The sequence below is a fragment of the Pseudomonas sp. CFBP 8758 genome (assembly GCF_014841725.1).
In the GTDB taxonomy this organism is placed as follows: domain Bacteria; phylum Pseudomonadota; class Gammaproteobacteria; order Pseudomonadales; family Pseudomonadaceae; genus Aquipseudomonas; species Aquipseudomonas baltica.
This window is the reverse complement of the sequence record NZ_JACYUK010000004.1, coordinates 322373-338969: the sequence shown is the minus strand read 5'-3', so window position 1 is coordinate 338969 and position 16597 is coordinate 322373. Positions and strand designations below refer to the sequence as shown.

Sequence of the window (16597 nt, the reverse complement as noted above, 5' to 3'; positions counted from 1 at the left end):
GTGCACTCCTCAAGAGCCGTTTAGGTTTTTTGGGGAGTGTTCTTGCAGGTGCAAGCCAAGTACGCAAACCAGAAGAATCTTTCGATCGCGACTGCGTATCCGCGTTGATCAGTGCAGGCTCCGTCGCCCGCCTACCCATAATCATGGGCATCAGCTATCTGAGCAAACCCGCAGGAAGAAGGAATATTTCACTATCTCTCCAGCGGATTTTGCGCGCTAAGTATGTATCGACGCGGTTTTTTTCAGAATGTTCTTACAGCTTGTTGCGAATAGTCTTTGGTTGGGCTGCTATCTTGCAATGTTTTTTAACTTTCCAGATTATGGCGCGCCTTGACGTCGGTAGGGTTAAGTCGACTACAGTACCGTCGCGCTGCAGTCAGGCGCATCATTGTTAACGCTCAATTTCTGCAAGATGCGCAACGGACATTACTTGCCAGGAGGCAACCGATGAATGTATCGAAAGTCGATTTTACTCGAGTTGTAAATCCGTTGGTTAAAGAGTCAAAGCCAGCATCGGACACAACGGAAAGTTTCAAGCAGATACTGAACCTATCATCGGAAACGCCACCTTCTCGGCACGATAACGTAACGCTTTCTCCAGCTGCCGTGAGTCTGGCTGACAAAGAACGGGAAATCGAGCGAGTGCGGGCGCAGGGGCGGGAATTGAGTGAGTGCGGGGTGAGTCGCGCAGAGTTGGCGATATGCCAAGTGCCGAGTTGGATGATTGGCTTTGCCAATTCCATTGTTGAAGTCGTGGGTTCACAAACTATCGAAACCCGTCTGACCCACAACGTTTCAGACGGTCAGATGCAAGAGTTCCGCGAGCGCCTGCAGGCCGTACAGCAAACGGTGTCGGAGGGTCATGGTTTGTGGGGGGTCGATGATTTGGAACATTACGTGATCATGAATACCACGCCGGGCATTGAAGCTACCCTGCATCGAGAGATGAACGAGGCAATCCGTTCGGACGCCCGACTTGTGGCACTTATCGCTGAAATAGGCTTTTACATGACGGACATTGAATCGCCTGACGTATAAGTCCCGATTTTTTAATAAAGGAGTACAGAAATTTGTCCATGCAATGGAAAGCCCTTTCGATAGGCGTAATGTTGGTCGCGGCGTCAGTGGGCAGTTATGCTGCGGTTCCCATGGTTGAAGCACTGCGCGGCGCGGGTATGGAAGTGCGCACACTTGACGATGGACAAATGGCGCTAATAAAAGGTACGGCCCGCATCACTGGATACGCCCGACCCAGTGTCACCCAAGGTATCAAAACTCATCAGGTCACATGGAAAAAGCGCGGTAGTCAGTCTGATTATCGAGCCTATCAATATCAAGGATTCGCTTATAGCCCGCATGAATATAAGTGGTATCGAGATGGCGGGACGCTGGAGCTTGTTGCAGGCGATGTCTGGCTGGCCGATTCAACTAGCCGTATGAACGCCTGGAATCGTGCCAATGCCCGCGAAATCGAGCATCACTACCAGGCTCTGGATCGCGAGACCAAGGCGCCGCGCAACTATGGCTTCCGCGCCAGTCAATGGTCACGGCCCATCTCCACATTCCGCTGGTGACCCATAAGCGCAGCCTTGATACGTGCTGCGCCTACTTTTTTCGATAACCGCAAGGACGCCAATGTCTATCCCGTCTTCACTCACGCACTTTGCCGCGAGTGTCAGCATTCTGTTATCTACCGCTCCTGTTGCAATGGCTGATACTGTCCACCTGAAGAATGGCGACAGCCTCTCAGGCAGGTTGATCAGCTATGAGGGCGACGTCTGCGTTTTCAGCGCTTCCTACGGCACGGGGTTGAATATTCCGGGTCCGGACATTGCGTCATTGCAAACCGACCATGATTATGAAGTGCGATTCAAGAATGGCGAACTAGCCTCGGGGCGCTTGATGAGTAATGGCGCAACGTTGACCTTGCTCACATCCACGACCTTCGGTGAGGTCGAGGTCAGGATGACCGAAATACAAGCACTGACTCGCAGCTTCGTCGAAGAGCGGAATCCCGAAGCCGAGGATGTTCCCGCCGAATACGGCGAACGTACCGAACAACCGCCGCTGGATTTCCTGGTGGGCTCTACGGTATTGCTCGGGCCGGGTGAGTATGAGTTCGATATGGGGCTTGTTTACAAGCAAAGCCGCCGGCAACACAATCTGTTTGACGTTGGCTATTTCCAGAAATCCTCCTACAGTGCACGCGTCATCCAGTTCGAACCTACGCTTCGCGCAGGGCTTTTCGACCGGTTGGAAGGGCATCTTGCAGTGCCCTTCACTTATACGAGCGTCGAAGATGTCTCTTCCAATGAGTATGTAAGTACCACCGGCGCGTGGGACCTCGCGGACATAGGCTTTGGAGTCCAGTATCAGTGGCTGGACGAAACCTCCGCACATCCAGCTCTCTCGTTCACGTTCGACATCGGCGCCCCCACCGGCCGAAAACGCTACAACGACGCAGCCAACAGATGGAAGGACCCGTTGAACAACGGCTCGGGACACTGGAACGTAGCGCCAGGCATTGCGTGGGTGCGCAGCACAGACCCTGCCATTTTGTTTGGCGGTCTCAGCTATCAGCACTTCTTTAAGAGCACCATAGACGGCTATGCCGTGAAGCCGGGCTGGGCGTTGCGGAGTTACTTGGGTGCAGGTTTTGCACTGAATGAGAAGCTGTCCATAGGGGCGAGATTCTCATATAGCTACAGCGCCAACTTGAAGGCAGATAGACAAATCATCAAAGGTACTGATATCGATCCGGCGGACCTTGCCTTCAACCTGTCCTACCGGCTTCGTGACGATTGGGTGGTCTCTCCTCAAATCATGCTTGGGCTAAATGACGATGCAGGGCCGGCTTCCATGTCATTGAACCTCAAGCGCCAGTTCAATTGATGCGTCATCTAGCGGTTGGCCTGGCGTTCATGTTTGGGTTGACCATCATGGCGAACGCTTCGCCATTCCAGGCTCCCAGATCCTTTGTCGCATTGCGCATGGCTAACATCGATCGCCAAACGCTGGATTACTCCTGTGGTGCTGCGTCATTGACCATTCTGCTCAACTTGTATTTCGGCGAGACCCTGAGTGAGCAGGACGTACTCGCCGACATGGTTGCCAGGCTTACCAATGAGAAGGCTATGGAGCGAACCACTCAAGGATTTTCCTTGCTTGACCTCAAAACCACCGCCCAGCGTTTAGGCTATCTGGCCGAAGGTGTGATGTTGCCTCGTCAGGCATTGGCCTTGCTGAAAGGTCCGGTGATCATCCTGCTCAGGCAAAAAACGCTGAATCATTTTGTCGTGCTCAAAGGTATAAGCAATGGTAGTGCTTTGGTGGCAGATCCCGCACGGGGACATATCCGTATGCCCCTGTTTGAACTGTTCGAACAATGGCAGGGTGAAACGCTTGCACTGGGCCGAGACCATTTCGGACTGCCATCGGAGCATGGGTTAAGGCTGCCATCGCGTCGCTTGATTGCATCCGAGCGGGAAACTGTTCGGACAATGCAACGAACCCCAGTGCAATGATGCCGTACGACTACCTTGCGCCTAGGTATCAGATCCACCAAAGCCGTACAGATAGCCTTTCCAAACCCCATACCAGAGGAAAGTAAACCGGGTGCGACATCTGGTCGTGCGGCACTAAACCACACAGGCCAAGGCTGCAAACAAGGCTACTCTTTGAAGGTGTCTTCATCCATGTCAACGCCTCGTCTGGCGCGGCATGGCGGCCAAACGGCCACAATCCCTGCGACGTGGACTCCACTAGAACGAAGTCATCAGACCGCGCTCCCCTCGCAGGGGCCGCTGGCATGGGCCGCCCGCCTGCGCCGGTTCACCTGATAGAGGAAGCCCCATGTTCGGTTTAGAGGCAATCGATCTCGCCCGAATGCAGTTTGCGTTTACGGTCTCGTTCCACATTCTGTTTCCCGCCATCACCATCGGTCTGGCCAGCTACCTGGCTGTGCTCGAAGGCATGTGGCTGAAAACCCGTGACGACACCTACCGCGATCTGTATCACTTCTGGTCGAAGATATTCGCAGTCAACTTCGGCATGGGCGTCGTGTCCGGTCTGGTGATGGCCTACCAATTCGGCACCAACTGGAGCCGCTTCTCCGACTTCGCCGGTGCCGTCACCGGGCCGTTACTGACCTACGAAGTGCTCACTGCGTTCTTCTTGGAAGCGGGCTTCCTGGGTGTCATGCTGTTCGGCTGGAACCGCGTGGGCCGTGGCCTGCACTTCTTCTCGACGATAATGGTGGCAATCGGCACGCTGATTTCCACGTTCTGGATTCTTGCGTCCAACAGCTGGATGCAGACCCCCCAGGGCCATGCGATCATCGACGGCCGGGTGATCCCGGTCGACTGGTTCGCAGTCATCTTCAACCCCTCGTTCCCGTATCGCCTGGTGCACATGTCCATTGCCGCGTTCGTGGCCACGGCGTTCTTCGTCGGCGCCTCGGCGGCCTGGCACCTGCTGCGCGGTCGCAACACCCCGGCCATCCGCCGGATGTTCTCCATGGCCATGTGGATGGCGCTGATCGTGGCGCCGGTGCAGGCCTTCGTGGGTGACATGCACGGCTTGAACACGCTCGAGCACCAGCCGGCCAAGATCGCCGCGATCGAAGGCCACTGGGAAAACAAGGGTGACGAGGCAACGCCGCTGATCCTGTTCGGCTGGCCCGACATGGAAGCGGAGAAGACCCGTTTCGCCGTCGAGATTCCGTACCTGGGCAGCCTGATCCTGACCCACAGCCTGGACAAGCAGGTACCCGCGCTCAAGTCGTTTGCCAAGGAAGACCGTCCCAACTCGACCATCATCTTCTGGTCGTTCCGCGTCATGGCCGGACTGGGCATGCTGATGATCTTCGTCGGTCTGTGGAGCGTGTGGCTGCGCAAGAAAGATGCGCTGTTCACCTGCCGCCCGTTCCTCTACCTCACCCTGTGGATGGGGCCATCGGGCCTGATCGCGATACTGGCGGGCTGGTTCACCACCGAGATCGGCCGTCAGCCGTGGGTGGTCTACGGCCTGATGCGCACTGCCGACGCATCCTCCAACCACAGCATCGGCCAGATGACCTTCACCCTGGTGATGTTCGTCGTGGTGTATTTCGCGCTGTTCGGCGTGGGCCTGGGCTACATGATGCGCCTGGTGCGCAAGGGTCCGAAGGCGCACGAAGACAAGATCAACACCGGTGGCCCTGGTACCCAGCGCACGCCTGCACGTCCTCTTTCGGCTGCCCATGAAGGCACCGAAGAAGGCCACACCGACACCTTGAGCAAGGGGCACTAAGCATGGGTATCGACCTTCCGTTCATCTGGGCCGTGATCATCATCTTCGGCATCATGATGTACGTGATCATGGACGGCTTCGATCTGGGCATCGGCATCCTGTTCCCCTTCATGCAGGACGAAGGTGACCGCGATGTCATGATGAATACCGTGGCGCCGGTCTGGGACGGCAACGAAACCTGGCTGGTCCTGGGCGGTGCGGCGTTGTTCGGCGCCTTCCCGCTGGCCTACTCGGTGGTGTTGTCGGCGCTGTACCTGCCGCTGATCCTGATGCTGATGGGCCTGATCTTTCGTGGCGTGGCGTTCGAGTTCCGCTTCAAGGCCACTGCGGCCAAGCGCCATGTCTGGGACAAGGCGTTCATTGGCGGCTCGCTGGCGGCCACGTTCTTCCAGGGCGTGGCACTGGGTGCGTACATCGACGGCATTGCCGTGGTCGACCGCAACTATGCCGGTGGTGGCTTCGACTGGTTGACGCCGTTCAGCCTGTTCTGCGGGTTGGCACTGATCGTTGCCTACGCGTTGCTCGGTTGCACCTGGTTGATCATGAAAACCGAAGGCAGCCTGCAGCAGGCCATGCACAAACTGGCGCCGCCGCTGACCTACGGGCTGCTGATCGTGACCGGTATCGTCAGCATCTGGACGCCGCTGGCCCATGACGACATCGCCACGCGCTGGTTCAGCACGCCGAACCTGTTCTACTTCCTGCCCGTGCCCATTCTGGTGCTGGCCACGGTCGTCGGCCTGCTGCGCTCGGTGAAACGCAACGCGCACTACACGCCGTTCCTGCTGACCCTGCTGCTGGTGTTCCTGGGCTACAGCGGGCTGGGCATCAGCCTGTGGCCGAACATCATCCCGCCGTCGATCTCGATCTGGGACGCGTCGTCGCCGCCGCAGAGCCAGGGGTTCATCCTGGTGGGCACGCTGTTCATCATTCCGATCATCCTGGTGTACACCTTCTGGAGCTACTACGTGTTCCGCGGCAAGGTTACCCACGAAGACGGCTACCACTAGTCCAACCGCCGCTGCCCAGGCCAAGGCCTGGGTCGGGCAGGAGTAGAAGCATGAGCGAGAAACCGATCGTTACGCACAGCGAAGAGAAAAAGCCCTTGTGGAAACGCCTGGGCTGGCTGGTGGTGATCTATGCCGGCAGCGTCGTCGCGCTGGGCTTGTTTGCCATGTTGATCCGCCTGTTCATGACGGCGGCGGGGATGAAATCCCATTGAATCCCATCAGTGCTGCCCTGGCAGTGCTCATTTTACAGCCCTCCTTGCGGAGGGCTTTTTTTTGCCTGAGGGCAGCTGAGCGCCTGTGCAGTGCGCTTACTTGCGTGCGCGCAGCACCACGAACTTGGGCGTGGACGCCACCTGTTCTACGGCCCGGAACAGCCGCGCCAGTTTGCTGTGATAGCCCAGGTGGCGATTGCCGACGATGTACAGGTCGCCGCCGGCAACCAGGGCTTCGCGCGCTTGCTGGAACATCCGCCACGCTAGGAAATCGCCCACCACTTGCTGCTGGTGGAACGGCGGGTTGCACAACACCACGTCCAGCGACTGCGGTGCCTGGCCCGCAAGTCCGTCACCGGCACGGACCTCGACCTCACGGGCACCCAGGGCTGCTTGCCAATTCTCCCGCGCCGATTGCACGGCCATGAACGATTCATCGACCAGCGTGTAGTGCGCCTCCGGGTTGGCCAGGGCGCTGGCGATGGCCAGCACGCCGTTGCCGCAGCCCAGGTCGGCCACCCGCGCCGAGCCCAGGTTGCGCGGCAGGTGGGGGAGGAATGCGCGAGTGCCGATGTCCAGGCCCTCGCGGCAGAACACGTTGGCGTGGTTGAGCAACGTCAGCGCAGGTTCGTCCAGCGCATAGCGGGTAGGGTAGGGCGATGCTTGTGCGGGTTTGTCTTCATGGGTGGCGATCAACAGCCTGGCCTTCTTGACGGCCAATGACGGTCGCATCGTGCCGATGTATTTTTCCAGCAGCTCGCCGGCGGCGTGAGGCAGGTGCTTGACCATGCCGGCGGCCACCACCTCGGCGTCAGGCTTCAGGTGGCCGTGCAGGCGGATGAGTTGTTCTTCGAGCAGCGCAAGGGTTTTGGGCACGCGCACCAGCACACGGTCGAACGGACCTTGCACATCGGTGCTGGCCGGGATGAGCTCGACGCTGTCGAATGGCAGGCCGTTGCGCGTGAGGTTCTTTTCCAGCCCTAGCGCGCCCAGAAACGAATCGCCGCTGCTGACCACCTGCACGACGCTCTGCAGACTGATGGCCAGAGCACCGAAGCTGTCGTTGAGAATCAGCACGCGGGCCTGGGCTGGCAGCGCGTGCTCGACCATGTAGGCCAGCAAGTACTCGTCCGCCGCATCGAACGCCTGCAACGGTTCGTTGGGTTGATCGGGCTGGCGGATCAGATCGAGTTCAGCGAAGGGCGAGGTCAGTACAGGCATGGCGAAGGACACGAAAGCGGCAATAAAGCCGCGATTCTACCCGATCGCACGCGGAGCCTGTAGAAGCGGTCATCGGCCACGAAAGCCGCGCCGCAGCCACACCCTGCGCAAACGGGTCCTACCCGCGATGGGTTCACTGCAGCCTTACCCTGTGGGAGCGGGTTCCACCCTGCAGCTGTACCCTGTGGGAGCGGGTTCTACCCGCGAAGGGCTCACCGCGCAACATCAGACTCACTGCGGTACGACCTTTGCGAGCAGATGGCTCACCGGTCGCCACACAAACCAGCGGTGTTTATCTTCAGCGGTTTGCGGGAAAATGCCGGCACTTGAACAACGGAGCGCCTCATGACCGCCAGCGCAGAAAAATTCACTCGCCAGACCCTCATCGAGGTCCAGCCGCTGACCCCCAGCCTGTTCACCCTGCGCACGACCCGCGATGCCGGTTTCCGCTTCGTCGCCGGTCAGTTCGCTCGTCTGGGTGTGACCAAGGCCGACGGCACCGTGGTGTGGCGCGCCTATTCGATGGTGTCGTCGCCCCACGACGAGTTTCTCGAGTTCTTCTCCATCGTCGTACCGGGTGGCGAGTTCACCAGCGAATTGAGCCGGCTCCGCGCAGGGGACGAACTGCTGGTGGAAAAGATGGCAACCGGGTTCCTTACCCTGGACCGCTTCGTCGACGGTCGGGACTTGTGGATGCTGGCAACCGGCACCGGCGTGGCGCCCTTCGTTTCGATCCTGCAGGATTTTCCCGTGTGGGAGAAATTCGAGCGGATCAAGCTGGTGTACAGCGCCAGACAGGGCCAGGAGCTGGCCTATCGTGAGCTGATCGCCGGGCTTGAACAGCGCGACTATTTGGCCGAGTTCGCCGGCAAGCTGCAATTTATCCCGATCGTGACCCGGGAAAGGGTGCCTGGCACCTTGCACGGGCGCATTACCGACCTGATTCAAAGCGACGAACTGGAAAGGGCCGCAGGGCTGGAACTGACCCCCGAGCATTCACGGGTGATGATCTGCGGCAACCCGCAGATGATCGACGACACCCGGCAACTGCTCAAAGGCCGCGCCATGAACCTCAGCCTCAGCCGCCGTCCCGGCCAGGTCGCGGTCGAAAACTACTGGTAGCAATCGCCCCACCACCTGACCCACCGCATCAACCACTCGCGAACCAATGACCGCTCCTGCAGCAGCTTCCATCCGTAGGAGCGGTCATCGGCCGCGAATGGCGCACCGCGTTGTACCTGGCCACCGCATCAACCTTTCGCGGCCACAGACCGCTCCTACAGTGGATCAGTGCCCACCCCGGCCCACCCGTAGGAGCGGTCATCGGCCGCGAAGGGCGCACCGCGTTGTACCTGGCCACCGCATCAACCTTTCGCGGCCACAGACCGCTCCTACAGTGGATCAGTGCCCACCCCGGCCCACCCGTAGGAGCGGTCATCGGCCGCGAAGGCAGCACTGCGGTATCAGATCTGCGGCCCGGGCGTCGGCGCAGTGGTGACCACGGTGCCCTTGCCGTTCTGCTCCTTGAGCAGGTCACGGATTTCGCCCAGCAACAGCTCTTCCTTGGTTGGCGCAGCCGGCGCTGCTGGCTTCTTTTCTTCCTGGTGGCGCAGGCGGTTGATCGCCTTCACGCCCATGAAGATGGCGAACGCCACGATGATGAAGTCGATGACCGTCTGGATGAACTTGCCATAGGCCAGCACCACCGCCGGCGCATCGCCAACCGCGGCGCGCAGGGTAATGGCCAGGTCGCTGAAATCCACGCCCCCGATCAGCAACCCGAGCGGCGGCATGATCACATCGCCCACGAAGGATGAAACGATCTTGCCGAACGCTGCACCGATGATGATACCAACGGCCATGTCGACTACATTGCCTTTGACCGCAAAGGCCTTGAATTCACTTAGCACGCTCATGAGGTTATTCCTTATTACAGATGAGGTTGGTCAACGCATTCCAAATCAGCGAGATGCTTCATTTTCCATGCCTGCTGCAAGGGACCCAACTGCGCCCTAGAAGTTTTGTCAAAGTACAGACTAGACGCTTTTCAGCGCTGCAAGGGCTTGATTTGCCCACTATTCCAGCGCGCTCGATTATCATGAACGCACTTTTCGAACAGGAATTTTCATGGCCAAGGCAAAGCGCATGTACGGCTGCACCGAGTGCGGTGCCACGTTTCCTAAATGGGCAGGCCAGTGCGGCGAGTGCGGTGCCTGGAACACCCTGGTGGAGACCGTCATCGAAAGCGGCGCTGCCGCACCACCCAGTGGCCGCACCGGCTGGACAGGGCAGCAGGCCCAACTCAAGACCCTGGCCGAAGTCAGCATCGAAGAGATCCCGCGCTTCTCGACTGCATCGGCCGAGCTGGACCGCGTGCTCGGCGGCGGCCTGGTCGACGGCTCGGTGGTGCTGATCGGCGGCGACCCCGGCATCGGCAAATCCACCATCCTGCTGCAGACCCTGTGCAACATCGCCATGCGCATGCCCGCGCTGTACGTCACCGGCGAAGAATCGCAGCAACAGGTGGCCATGCGCGCGCGACGCTTGGGCCTGCCCCAGGACAAGCTCAAGGTCATGACCGAGACCTGCATCGAAACCATCATCGCCACCGCCAAGGTCGAGCAGCCCAAGGTCATGGTGATCGACTCGATCCAGACCATCTTCACCGAAAACCTGCAGTCCGCGCCCGGCGGCGTGTCGCAGGTGCGCGAAAGCGCCGCGCTGCTGGTGCGTTATGCCAAACAGAGTGGCACGGCCATCTTTCTGGTTGGCCACGTGACCAAGGAAGGCGCCCTGGCCGGCCCCCGCGTGCTCGAGCACATGGTCGATACCGTGCTGTACTTCGAAGGCGAATCCGATGGCCGCCTGCGCTTGTTGCGGGCCGTGAAGAACCGCTTCGGCGCGATCAACGAGCTGGGCGTGTTCGGCATGACCGACAAGGGCTTGAAAGAAGTCTCCAACCCGTCGGCGATCTTTCTCACCCGCGCCCAGGAAGAAGTCCCCGGCAGTGTCGTCATGGCCACCTGGGAAGGCACCCGGCCCATGCTGGTGGAAGTGCAGGCGCTGGTCGACGACAGCCACCTGTCCAACCCGCGCCGGGTCACCCTGGGCCTGGACCAGAACCGCCTGGCCATGCTGCTGGCAGTACTGCATCGGCATGGCGGCATCCCCACCCATGACCAAGACGTGTTCCTCAACGTGGTCGGCGGCGTGAAAGTGCTGGAAACCGCTTCCGACCTGGCGTTGCTCGCGGCAATCATGTCCAGCCTGCGCAACCGTCCGCTGCCGCACGACTTGCTGGTGTTCGGCGAAGTCGGCCTGTCCGGCGAGGTGCGCCCGGTTCCCAGTGGTCAGGAACGGCTCAAGGAAGCGGCCAAGCATGGCTTCAAGCGCGCCATCGTGCCCAAGGCCAACGCGCCCAAGGAAGCGCCGCCAGGCCTGCAGGTCATCGCCGTGACGCGTCTGGAACAAGCGCTGGATGCCTTGTTCGAGTAGCGCGTACGACGCAGTAGGCTAAGGTTGTTGGGTGTCAGGACTTGCCCTATCGGCGTAGACGCTCCCGCTGTTCCATTGTGGGAGCGGGTCTCTGCCCGCGAAGAGGCCAGTCCTGCCTACAAAAACCACAACCGCCCGAGGCTCCCGACCTATGCCCGTTCGACCTTCACGCGTCACCGCAATCGCTGCAGCCTGCCTGTTCTCGCTGTCGACGCAGGCCGCCGAACTGCCTGCCGCCGATCTCTACAAACAGGCCCAGGCCGAACAATCCAGCTACCTGGAAACGGTCAAGGAGCTGGTCTCGGTAGACACCGGCACCGGCCAGGAAAAAGGCCTGGCCACGGTCAGCGCGCTGCTGGTCAAGCGCCTCAAGGAGCTGGGTGCCACGGTCCAGACCACCCCGGCCACGCCGTCGGTGGGCGACAACATCGTCGGCACCTTCAAGGGCAGCGGCAGCAAGAACTTCCTGCTCATGGTCCACTACGACACGGTCTTCCTGCCCGGCACTGCGGCCAAGCGTCCGTTCCGCACCGACGAAGCACGCGCCTATGGCCCTGGCGTGGCCGATGCCAAAGGCGGCGTGGCGATGATCCTGCACGCGCTGAAACTGCTCAAGGCCCAAGGCTTCGACGGATACGGCACGCTCACTGTGCTGTTCAACCCGGACGAGGAAATGGGCTCGGCCGGCTCGAAGAAAATCATCGCCGAACTGGCTGCCCAGAACGACTACGTCTTTTCCTACGAGCCACCGAACAAGGACGCAGTGACCACTGCCACCAACGGTATCAACGGCTTGGTCCTGGAAGTCAAAGGGCGCTCGTCCCACGCCGGCTCCGCGCCCGAAGAGGGCCGCAACGCGCTCACCGAACTGGCCCACCAGTTGGTCCAGCTCAAGGACCTGGGCGATCCCGACAAGGGCACCACCGTGAACTGGACCATGGCCAAGGCAGGCGAGAAGCGCAACATCATCCCGGCCCTTGCAACAGCTGAAGCCGACATGCGCTACTCGGACATCGAGGAAACCGACCGCGTGCTTGCGCAAGGCCAGCGTCTGATCCGCAAGCAATTGATCGACGACACTCAAGTCAGCCTGCGCCTGGAGAAGGGCCGCCCACCGCTGGCCAAGAACAGTGGTTCTGAACAACTGGCCGGCGTGGCGCAGAAAGCCTATGCCGCCATCGACAAATCCATCGAGCCGATCGCCATGCGCTTCGGTACCGATGCCGGCTATGCCTACGTGCCCGGCAGCGACAAGCCAGCAGTGCTGGAAACCATGGGCGTGGTTGGGGCGGGGTTGCATGCCGACGACGAATACATCGAACTGGACAGCATCGCGCCGCGGCTGTATCTGACCTTGTCGATGATTCGCACGCTGTCGGTACCGTGATCCACTGCAGTGCGGGCGCCTGGCACAGGCGCCCGCACTGCCATGCAAACTTGCTCAACCCCCGGCGCGCCCCGTACTCTGAGGTCCTCTCACCGACCATGGAGCGCGCCCTATGAATACTGCAGTGCCGGGCATGGGCCCCGTCAAGGCTGTCATCTTCGACATGGATGGCTTGCTGCTGAACACCGAAGGCATCTACACCGAAGTCACGCAGATGATTGCCGAGCGTTACGGCAAGGTCTTCGACTGGAGTATCAAGCAGAACACCATCGGCCTGGGTGCCACTGATCTGTCGACCTATATCGTCGAGACATTGGGCCTGCCGCTGACGCCCGCTGAATTCATCGAAGCGCGTGCGCCGCTGATGGCCGAGCGCTTTCCCCACGCGCAGGCCATGGCCGGTGCCGAGGCGCTGGTGCGGCATTTGAAGGCGCACAATATTCCGATCGCAGTAGGTACCAGTTCGTCTCGCGGGCACTTTGCGATGAAAACCACCCTGCATCAGGAGTGGTTTGCGCTGTTCGACACGGTTGTCACTGCCGATGACCCTGAGGTGGGCGCGGCCAAGCCTGCGCCGGATATTTTCCTGGTCGCGGCCAGGCGTCTGGGGGTGGAGCCCAAGGATTGTCTGGTGTTCGAGGATTCGCCCTTCGGCGTCACCGCCGCCAAGGCTGCCGGCATGTTCGCCGTGGCCGTGCCGGATGCCGCCATGGCGCCAGAACGCTATCACCACGCCGACGATCGCCTGCAAAGCCTGCTGGGCTTCGACCCCGCCCAGTGGGGGCTGCCGGCTCACTTGGTGTAGTAATACTCGCCGTAGGCGCGGTCATCGGCCGCGAAGGTCTCGCCGCCGTCCTCAAACCTCCAACAAAGCCCCCAGCTCCCGCTCCAGCTCCTCGGGGTCGCCCAGGTTGAGTTCGATCAAGCGACGCAGATGGCTGATCGACTCCAGACCAATATGGGTGCACACGAAGCCCAGCTGCCCATGATCGTCATGGGCCAGCTTGACCTCCATCACCACATCTTCCTGCGGCCCCAGCTTCACATCCACATTGAAGGGTTGGCTGGCATCACCCAGCCAGGGCGACGGCTTTTCGATCAACAGCCCCTTCAATGACAGATCGAGCAGCTTCACCGGCCAGCGCTCGGTGCCTTGGCGCAGTTCGGTCTTGGCATCGAAAGCGATGCGCTTGAAGCGCCGGCGTTCGGTATGGGTTTGCGTCATGATCGGGTTCTCCAGTTTTGCTGGACTATAGCGCAGTGACTCAAAGCCAGCGGCGAACCCGTCGACAATACTGGCGATAAGTCTCGCCAAACAGCCCTTCCAGCTGGATTTCGTCAGGCCTGATCACCAGCCAGTTCATCAGGTACAACAACACCGGCAGCAACAGCCATGGCCACAGGCTGCCCATCAGCAACGACAGCGCGACATAGGCAAGGGTGTCACCCAGATTGATCGGGTTGCGCGACAGCGCGAACGGGCCGTCGCGCAGTAACTCGTGGGGGGCGTCGAAATTGCTGGTTGCCGTGTGTTGGCGCTTGAAACGCAGCATGGCCCAGAAGGAGAGGCTCTGGCCGAGGATGATCAAGGCCGCCGCCGTGGCTGCGGTCCAGCTGTTGACCGGCAACGCAATGGGCAGCGCATAGCTCAGGGCCATGGCCACCGCGATGAACGCCAGATACAGCAACGGTGGCGGCAGAACGGCTTGGGCAGGTGGCTTGGGCATGGGTCAACTCGCTTTGGACACCTTAAGTGCGACCCACACCGGCTGCAGGTGTTCCGATTCGTCCCTGCCTCACGCGCCGCACCGCTCTAGACCAACGTGGGGATGGCCATCGAGCAAAAAATCGCTAGACTCGATAAGGCTGACACTCATCCACTGAGCTGGAAACAATAATATGAAGAATAATAGCAGTGCGTTCCGCCACGTTCCGTGGCTGATCGTGGCGATCATTGGTGCTTGTGCCCTGGGCGTCGTTGCACTTCGCCGCGGTGAAGCAATCAATGCGTTATGGATCGTCGTCGCGGCGGTGGCCATCTACCTGGTCGCCTACCGCTACTACAGCCTGTTCATCGCCAACCACGTCATGCAGCTGGACTCGCGCCGGGCCACGCCCGCGGTGCTCAACAACGACGGTCTGGACTACGTGCCGACCAACAAGCACATTCTTTTCGGTCACCACTTCGCAGCCATTGCCGGTGCTGGCCCTCTGGTCGGGCCGGTGCTGGCCGCGCAGATGGGCTATCTGCCCGGCACGCTGTGGCTGATTGCAGGCGTGGTCCTGGCCGGCGCCGTGCAGGACTTCATGGTGCTGTTCCTGTCCACCCGCCGCAACGGCCGCTCGCTGGGCGACATGGTGCGCGAGGAAATGGGCCGCATCCCCGGCACCATCGCCCTCTTCGGTTGCTTCCTGATCATGATCATCATCCTCGCGGTGCTGGCGCTGATCGTGGTCAAGGCACTTGCCGAAAGCCCGTGGGGCATCTTCACGGTCATGGCCACTATCCCGATCGCCATGTTCATGGGCGTGTACATGCGCTACATCCGCCCGGGCCGCATCGGTGAAATCTCCATCATCGGCGTGTTTCTGCTGTTGCTCTCGATCTGGCTGGGGGGCCAGGTGGCGGCCGACCCGGTCTGGGCCAAGGCCTTCACCTTCTCCGGCATTCAGATCACCTGGATGCTGGTGGGCTATGGCTTCGTCGCAGCCGTGCTGCCCGTGTGGCTGATCCTGGCACCGCGCGACTACCTGTCCACCTTCCTCAAGATCGGTACCATCATCGCCCTGGCCATCGGTATTCTGGTGACCATGCCGGAACTGAAGATGCCTGCGCTGACCCAGTTCACCGACGGCACCGGCCCGGTATGGAAGGGCGGTCTGTTCCCGTTCCTGTTCATCACCATCGCCTGCGGCGCAGTGTCCGGTTTCCATGCGCTGATTTCCTCGGGCACCACGCCCAAGCTGCTGGACAACGAAACCAACGCCCGCTACATCGGCTACGGTGCCATGTTGATGGAATCGTTCGTGGCGATCATGGCCATGGTCGCCGCATCGGTCATCGAACCGGGCGTGTACTTCGCCATGAACAGCCCGGCCGCAGTGGTCGGTACCGATGTGGTCGCAGTGGCAACCGCAGTCAGCAGCTGGGGCTTTGCCATTACCCCGGAAGCGCTGCAGGCGGTGGCCCACGACATCGGCGAAACCACCATCCTGGCGCGTGCCGGCGGTGCACCGACCCTGGCCGTGGGTATCGCGCAGATCCTGCACTCGGTGCTGCCGGGTGAAAACACCATGGCTTTCTGGTACCACTTCGCAATCCTGTTCGAGGCGTTGTTCATCCTGACCGCCGTGGACGCCGGTACCCGTGCCGGACGCTTCATGCTGCAAGACCTGCTCGGCTCGTTCGTCCCGGCGCTCAAACGCACCGAGTCGTGGACCGCCAACGTCATCGCCACCGCCGGTTGCGTGACCCTGTGGGGCTGGTTGCTGTATCAGGGCGTGATCGATCCGCTGGGTGGCATCAACACCCTGTGGCCGCTGTTCGGCATCTCCAACCAGATGCTGGCCGGTATTGCCCTCATGCTTGCGACCGTCGTGCTGATCAAGATGAAGCGTCAGCGTTACATCTGGGTCACCATGCTGCCGGCCGTGTGGCTGCTGATCTGCACCACCACTGCAGGCTTCATCAAGCTGTTCGACGCCAACCCCGCAGTTGGCTTCCTGGCGCTGGCCAAGAAGTACAGCGACGCGTTGGCCCAGGGCCAGGTCATTGCACCGGCCAAGAGCGTCGAGCAGATGCAACACGTGATCTTCAATGCCTACACCAACGCAACCTTGACCGTACTGTTCCTGCTGGTGGTCTTCAGCATCCTGTTCTTCGCCTTGAAGGTCGGCGTCGCCGCCTGGGGCAAGAAGGAACGTACCGACAAGGAAGCACCGTTCCAGCCGTTCCCCAATGCGTGATGATCGAGGGCTGCCGC

16 protein-coding genes are annotated in these 16597 nt (G+C 60.5%); 12 read left to right on the top strand and 4 right to left on the bottom strand.

From position 1 onward, the window contains the following. The first annotated feature begins 447 nt into the window (after window positions 1-447). From IFT75_RS10965 to IFT75_RS10935, 7 genes are all read left to right on the top strand, one after another. Window positions 448-1038 (top strand): hypothetical protein, encoded by a 591-nt coding sequence (locus IFT75_RS10965; protein ID WP_122475383.1) that lies wholly within the window; start codon window positions 448-450, stop codon window positions 1036-1038. Between the two features lie 38 nt (window positions 1039-1076). Next, window positions 1077-1574, top strand: a complete 498-nt coding sequence (locus IFT75_RS10960) for a hypothetical protein (RefSeq protein ID WP_185795194.1) — start codon at window positions 1077-1079, stop codon at window positions 1572-1574. 61 nt (window positions 1575-1635) lie between these two features. Continuing rightward, on the top strand, window positions 1636-2892 hold the full coding sequence (locus IFT75_RS10955; protein ID WP_185795195.1) for a transporter: 1257 nt from the start codon (window positions 1636-1638) through the stop codon (window positions 2890-2892). 98 nt (window positions 2893-2990) lie between these two features. Continuing rightward, window positions 2991-3524, top strand: a complete 534-nt coding sequence (locus tag IFT75_RS10950) for a C39 family peptidase (protein ID WP_244647087.1) — start codon at window positions 2991-2993, stop codon at window positions 3522-3524. Between the two features lie 328 nt (window positions 3525-3852). After that, window positions 3853-5289, top strand: coding sequence for a cytochrome ubiquinol oxidase subunit I (locus tag IFT75_RS10945; RefSeq protein WP_122475379.1), 1437 nt, complete (start codon window positions 3853-3855; stop codon window positions 5287-5289). A 2-nt stretch (window positions 5290-5291) separates the two neighbouring features. After that, the gene (gene cydB / locus IFT75_RS10940) at window positions 5292-6299 is read left to right on the top strand and encodes a cytochrome d ubiquinol oxidase subunit II (RefSeq protein ID WP_122475377.1); all 1008 of its coding nucleotides are present in this window, start codon (window positions 5292-5294) and stop codon (window positions 6297-6299) included. 50 nt (window positions 6300-6349) lie between these two features. Further along, window positions 6350-6511, top strand: coding sequence for a DUF2474 domain-containing protein (locus IFT75_RS10935; RefSeq protein ID WP_082223659.1), 162 nt, complete (start codon window positions 6350-6352; stop codon window positions 6509-6511). Between the two features lie 96 nt (window positions 6512-6607). Here the strand turns inward: IFT75_RS10935 and IFT75_RS10930 are convergent, their stop codons facing one another. Further along, window positions 6608-7732: a methyltransferase gene (locus tag IFT75_RS10930; RefSeq protein WP_192054784.1), complete on the bottom strand. Its 1125-nt coding sequence runs from the start codon at window positions 7730-7732 to the stop codon at window positions 6608-6610. A 345-nt stretch (window positions 7733-8077) separates the two neighbouring features. Here IFT75_RS10930 and IFT75_RS10925 point away from each other — a divergent pair, with 345 nt between their 5' ends. Continuing rightward, window positions 8078-8854, top strand: a complete 777-nt coding sequence (locus IFT75_RS10925) for a ferredoxin--NADP reductase (protein ID WP_192054783.1) — start codon at window positions 8078-8080, stop codon at window positions 8852-8854. Window positions 8855-9195: 341 nt separating this feature from the next. Here the strand turns inward: IFT75_RS10925 and mscL are convergent, their stop codons facing one another. Further along, a complete protein-coding gene (mscL, locus tag IFT75_RS10920; protein WP_122475373.1) occupies window positions 9196-9648 on the bottom strand; it encodes a large-conductance mechanosensitive channel protein MscL in 453 nt (150 codons plus the stop codon). A 211-nt stretch (window positions 9649-9859) separates the two neighbouring features. On the opposite strand from mscL, the gene radA reads away from it, so the two are divergent. The 3 genes from radA to IFT75_RS10905 all read left to right on the top strand — a co-directional run bounded on the left by radA (window position 9860) and on the right by IFT75_RS10905 (window position 13419). Continuing rightward, complete coding sequence (gene radA, locus IFT75_RS10915; protein ID WP_122475371.1) at window positions 9860-11227, top strand: DNA repair protein RadA; 1368 nt, start codon at window positions 9860-9862, stop codon at window positions 11225-11227. 151 nt (window positions 11228-11378) lie between these two features. Then, the gene (locus IFT75_RS10910; protein WP_192054781.1) at window positions 11379-12614 is read left to right on the top strand and encodes a M20/M25/M40 family metallo-hydrolase; all 1236 of its coding nucleotides are present in this window, start codon (window positions 11379-11381) and stop codon (window positions 12612-12614) included. A gap of 112 nt (window positions 12615-12726) precedes the next feature. Beyond that, a complete protein-coding gene (locus tag IFT75_RS10905; protein ID WP_185795199.1) occupies window positions 12727-13419 on the top strand; it encodes an HAD-IA family hydrolase in 693 nt (230 codons plus the stop codon). Between the two features lie 51 nt (window positions 13420-13470). Here the strand turns inward: IFT75_RS10905 and IFT75_RS10900 are convergent, their stop codons facing one another. Both IFT75_RS10900 and IFT75_RS10895 read right to left on the bottom strand, forming a co-directional pair. After that, a complete protein-coding gene (locus IFT75_RS10900) occupies window positions 13471-13839 on the bottom strand; it encodes a PilZ domain-containing protein (protein ID WP_122475366.1) in 369 nt (122 codons plus the stop codon). A 40-nt stretch (window positions 13840-13879) separates the two neighbouring features. Then, on the bottom strand, window positions 13880-14341 hold the full coding sequence (locus tag IFT75_RS10895; RefSeq protein ID WP_185795200.1) for a methyltransferase family protein: 462 nt from the start codon (window positions 14339-14341) through the stop codon (window positions 13880-13882). Window positions 14342-14513: 172 nt separating this feature from the next. Between IFT75_RS10895 and IFT75_RS10890 the strand changes: the two genes are divergently transcribed. Beyond that, window positions 14514-16580: a carbon starvation CstA family protein gene (locus tag IFT75_RS10890; protein WP_122475362.1), complete on the top strand. Its 2067-nt coding sequence runs from the start codon at window positions 14514-14516 to the stop codon at window positions 16578-16580. Window positions 16581-16597: the final 17 nt, after the last annotated feature.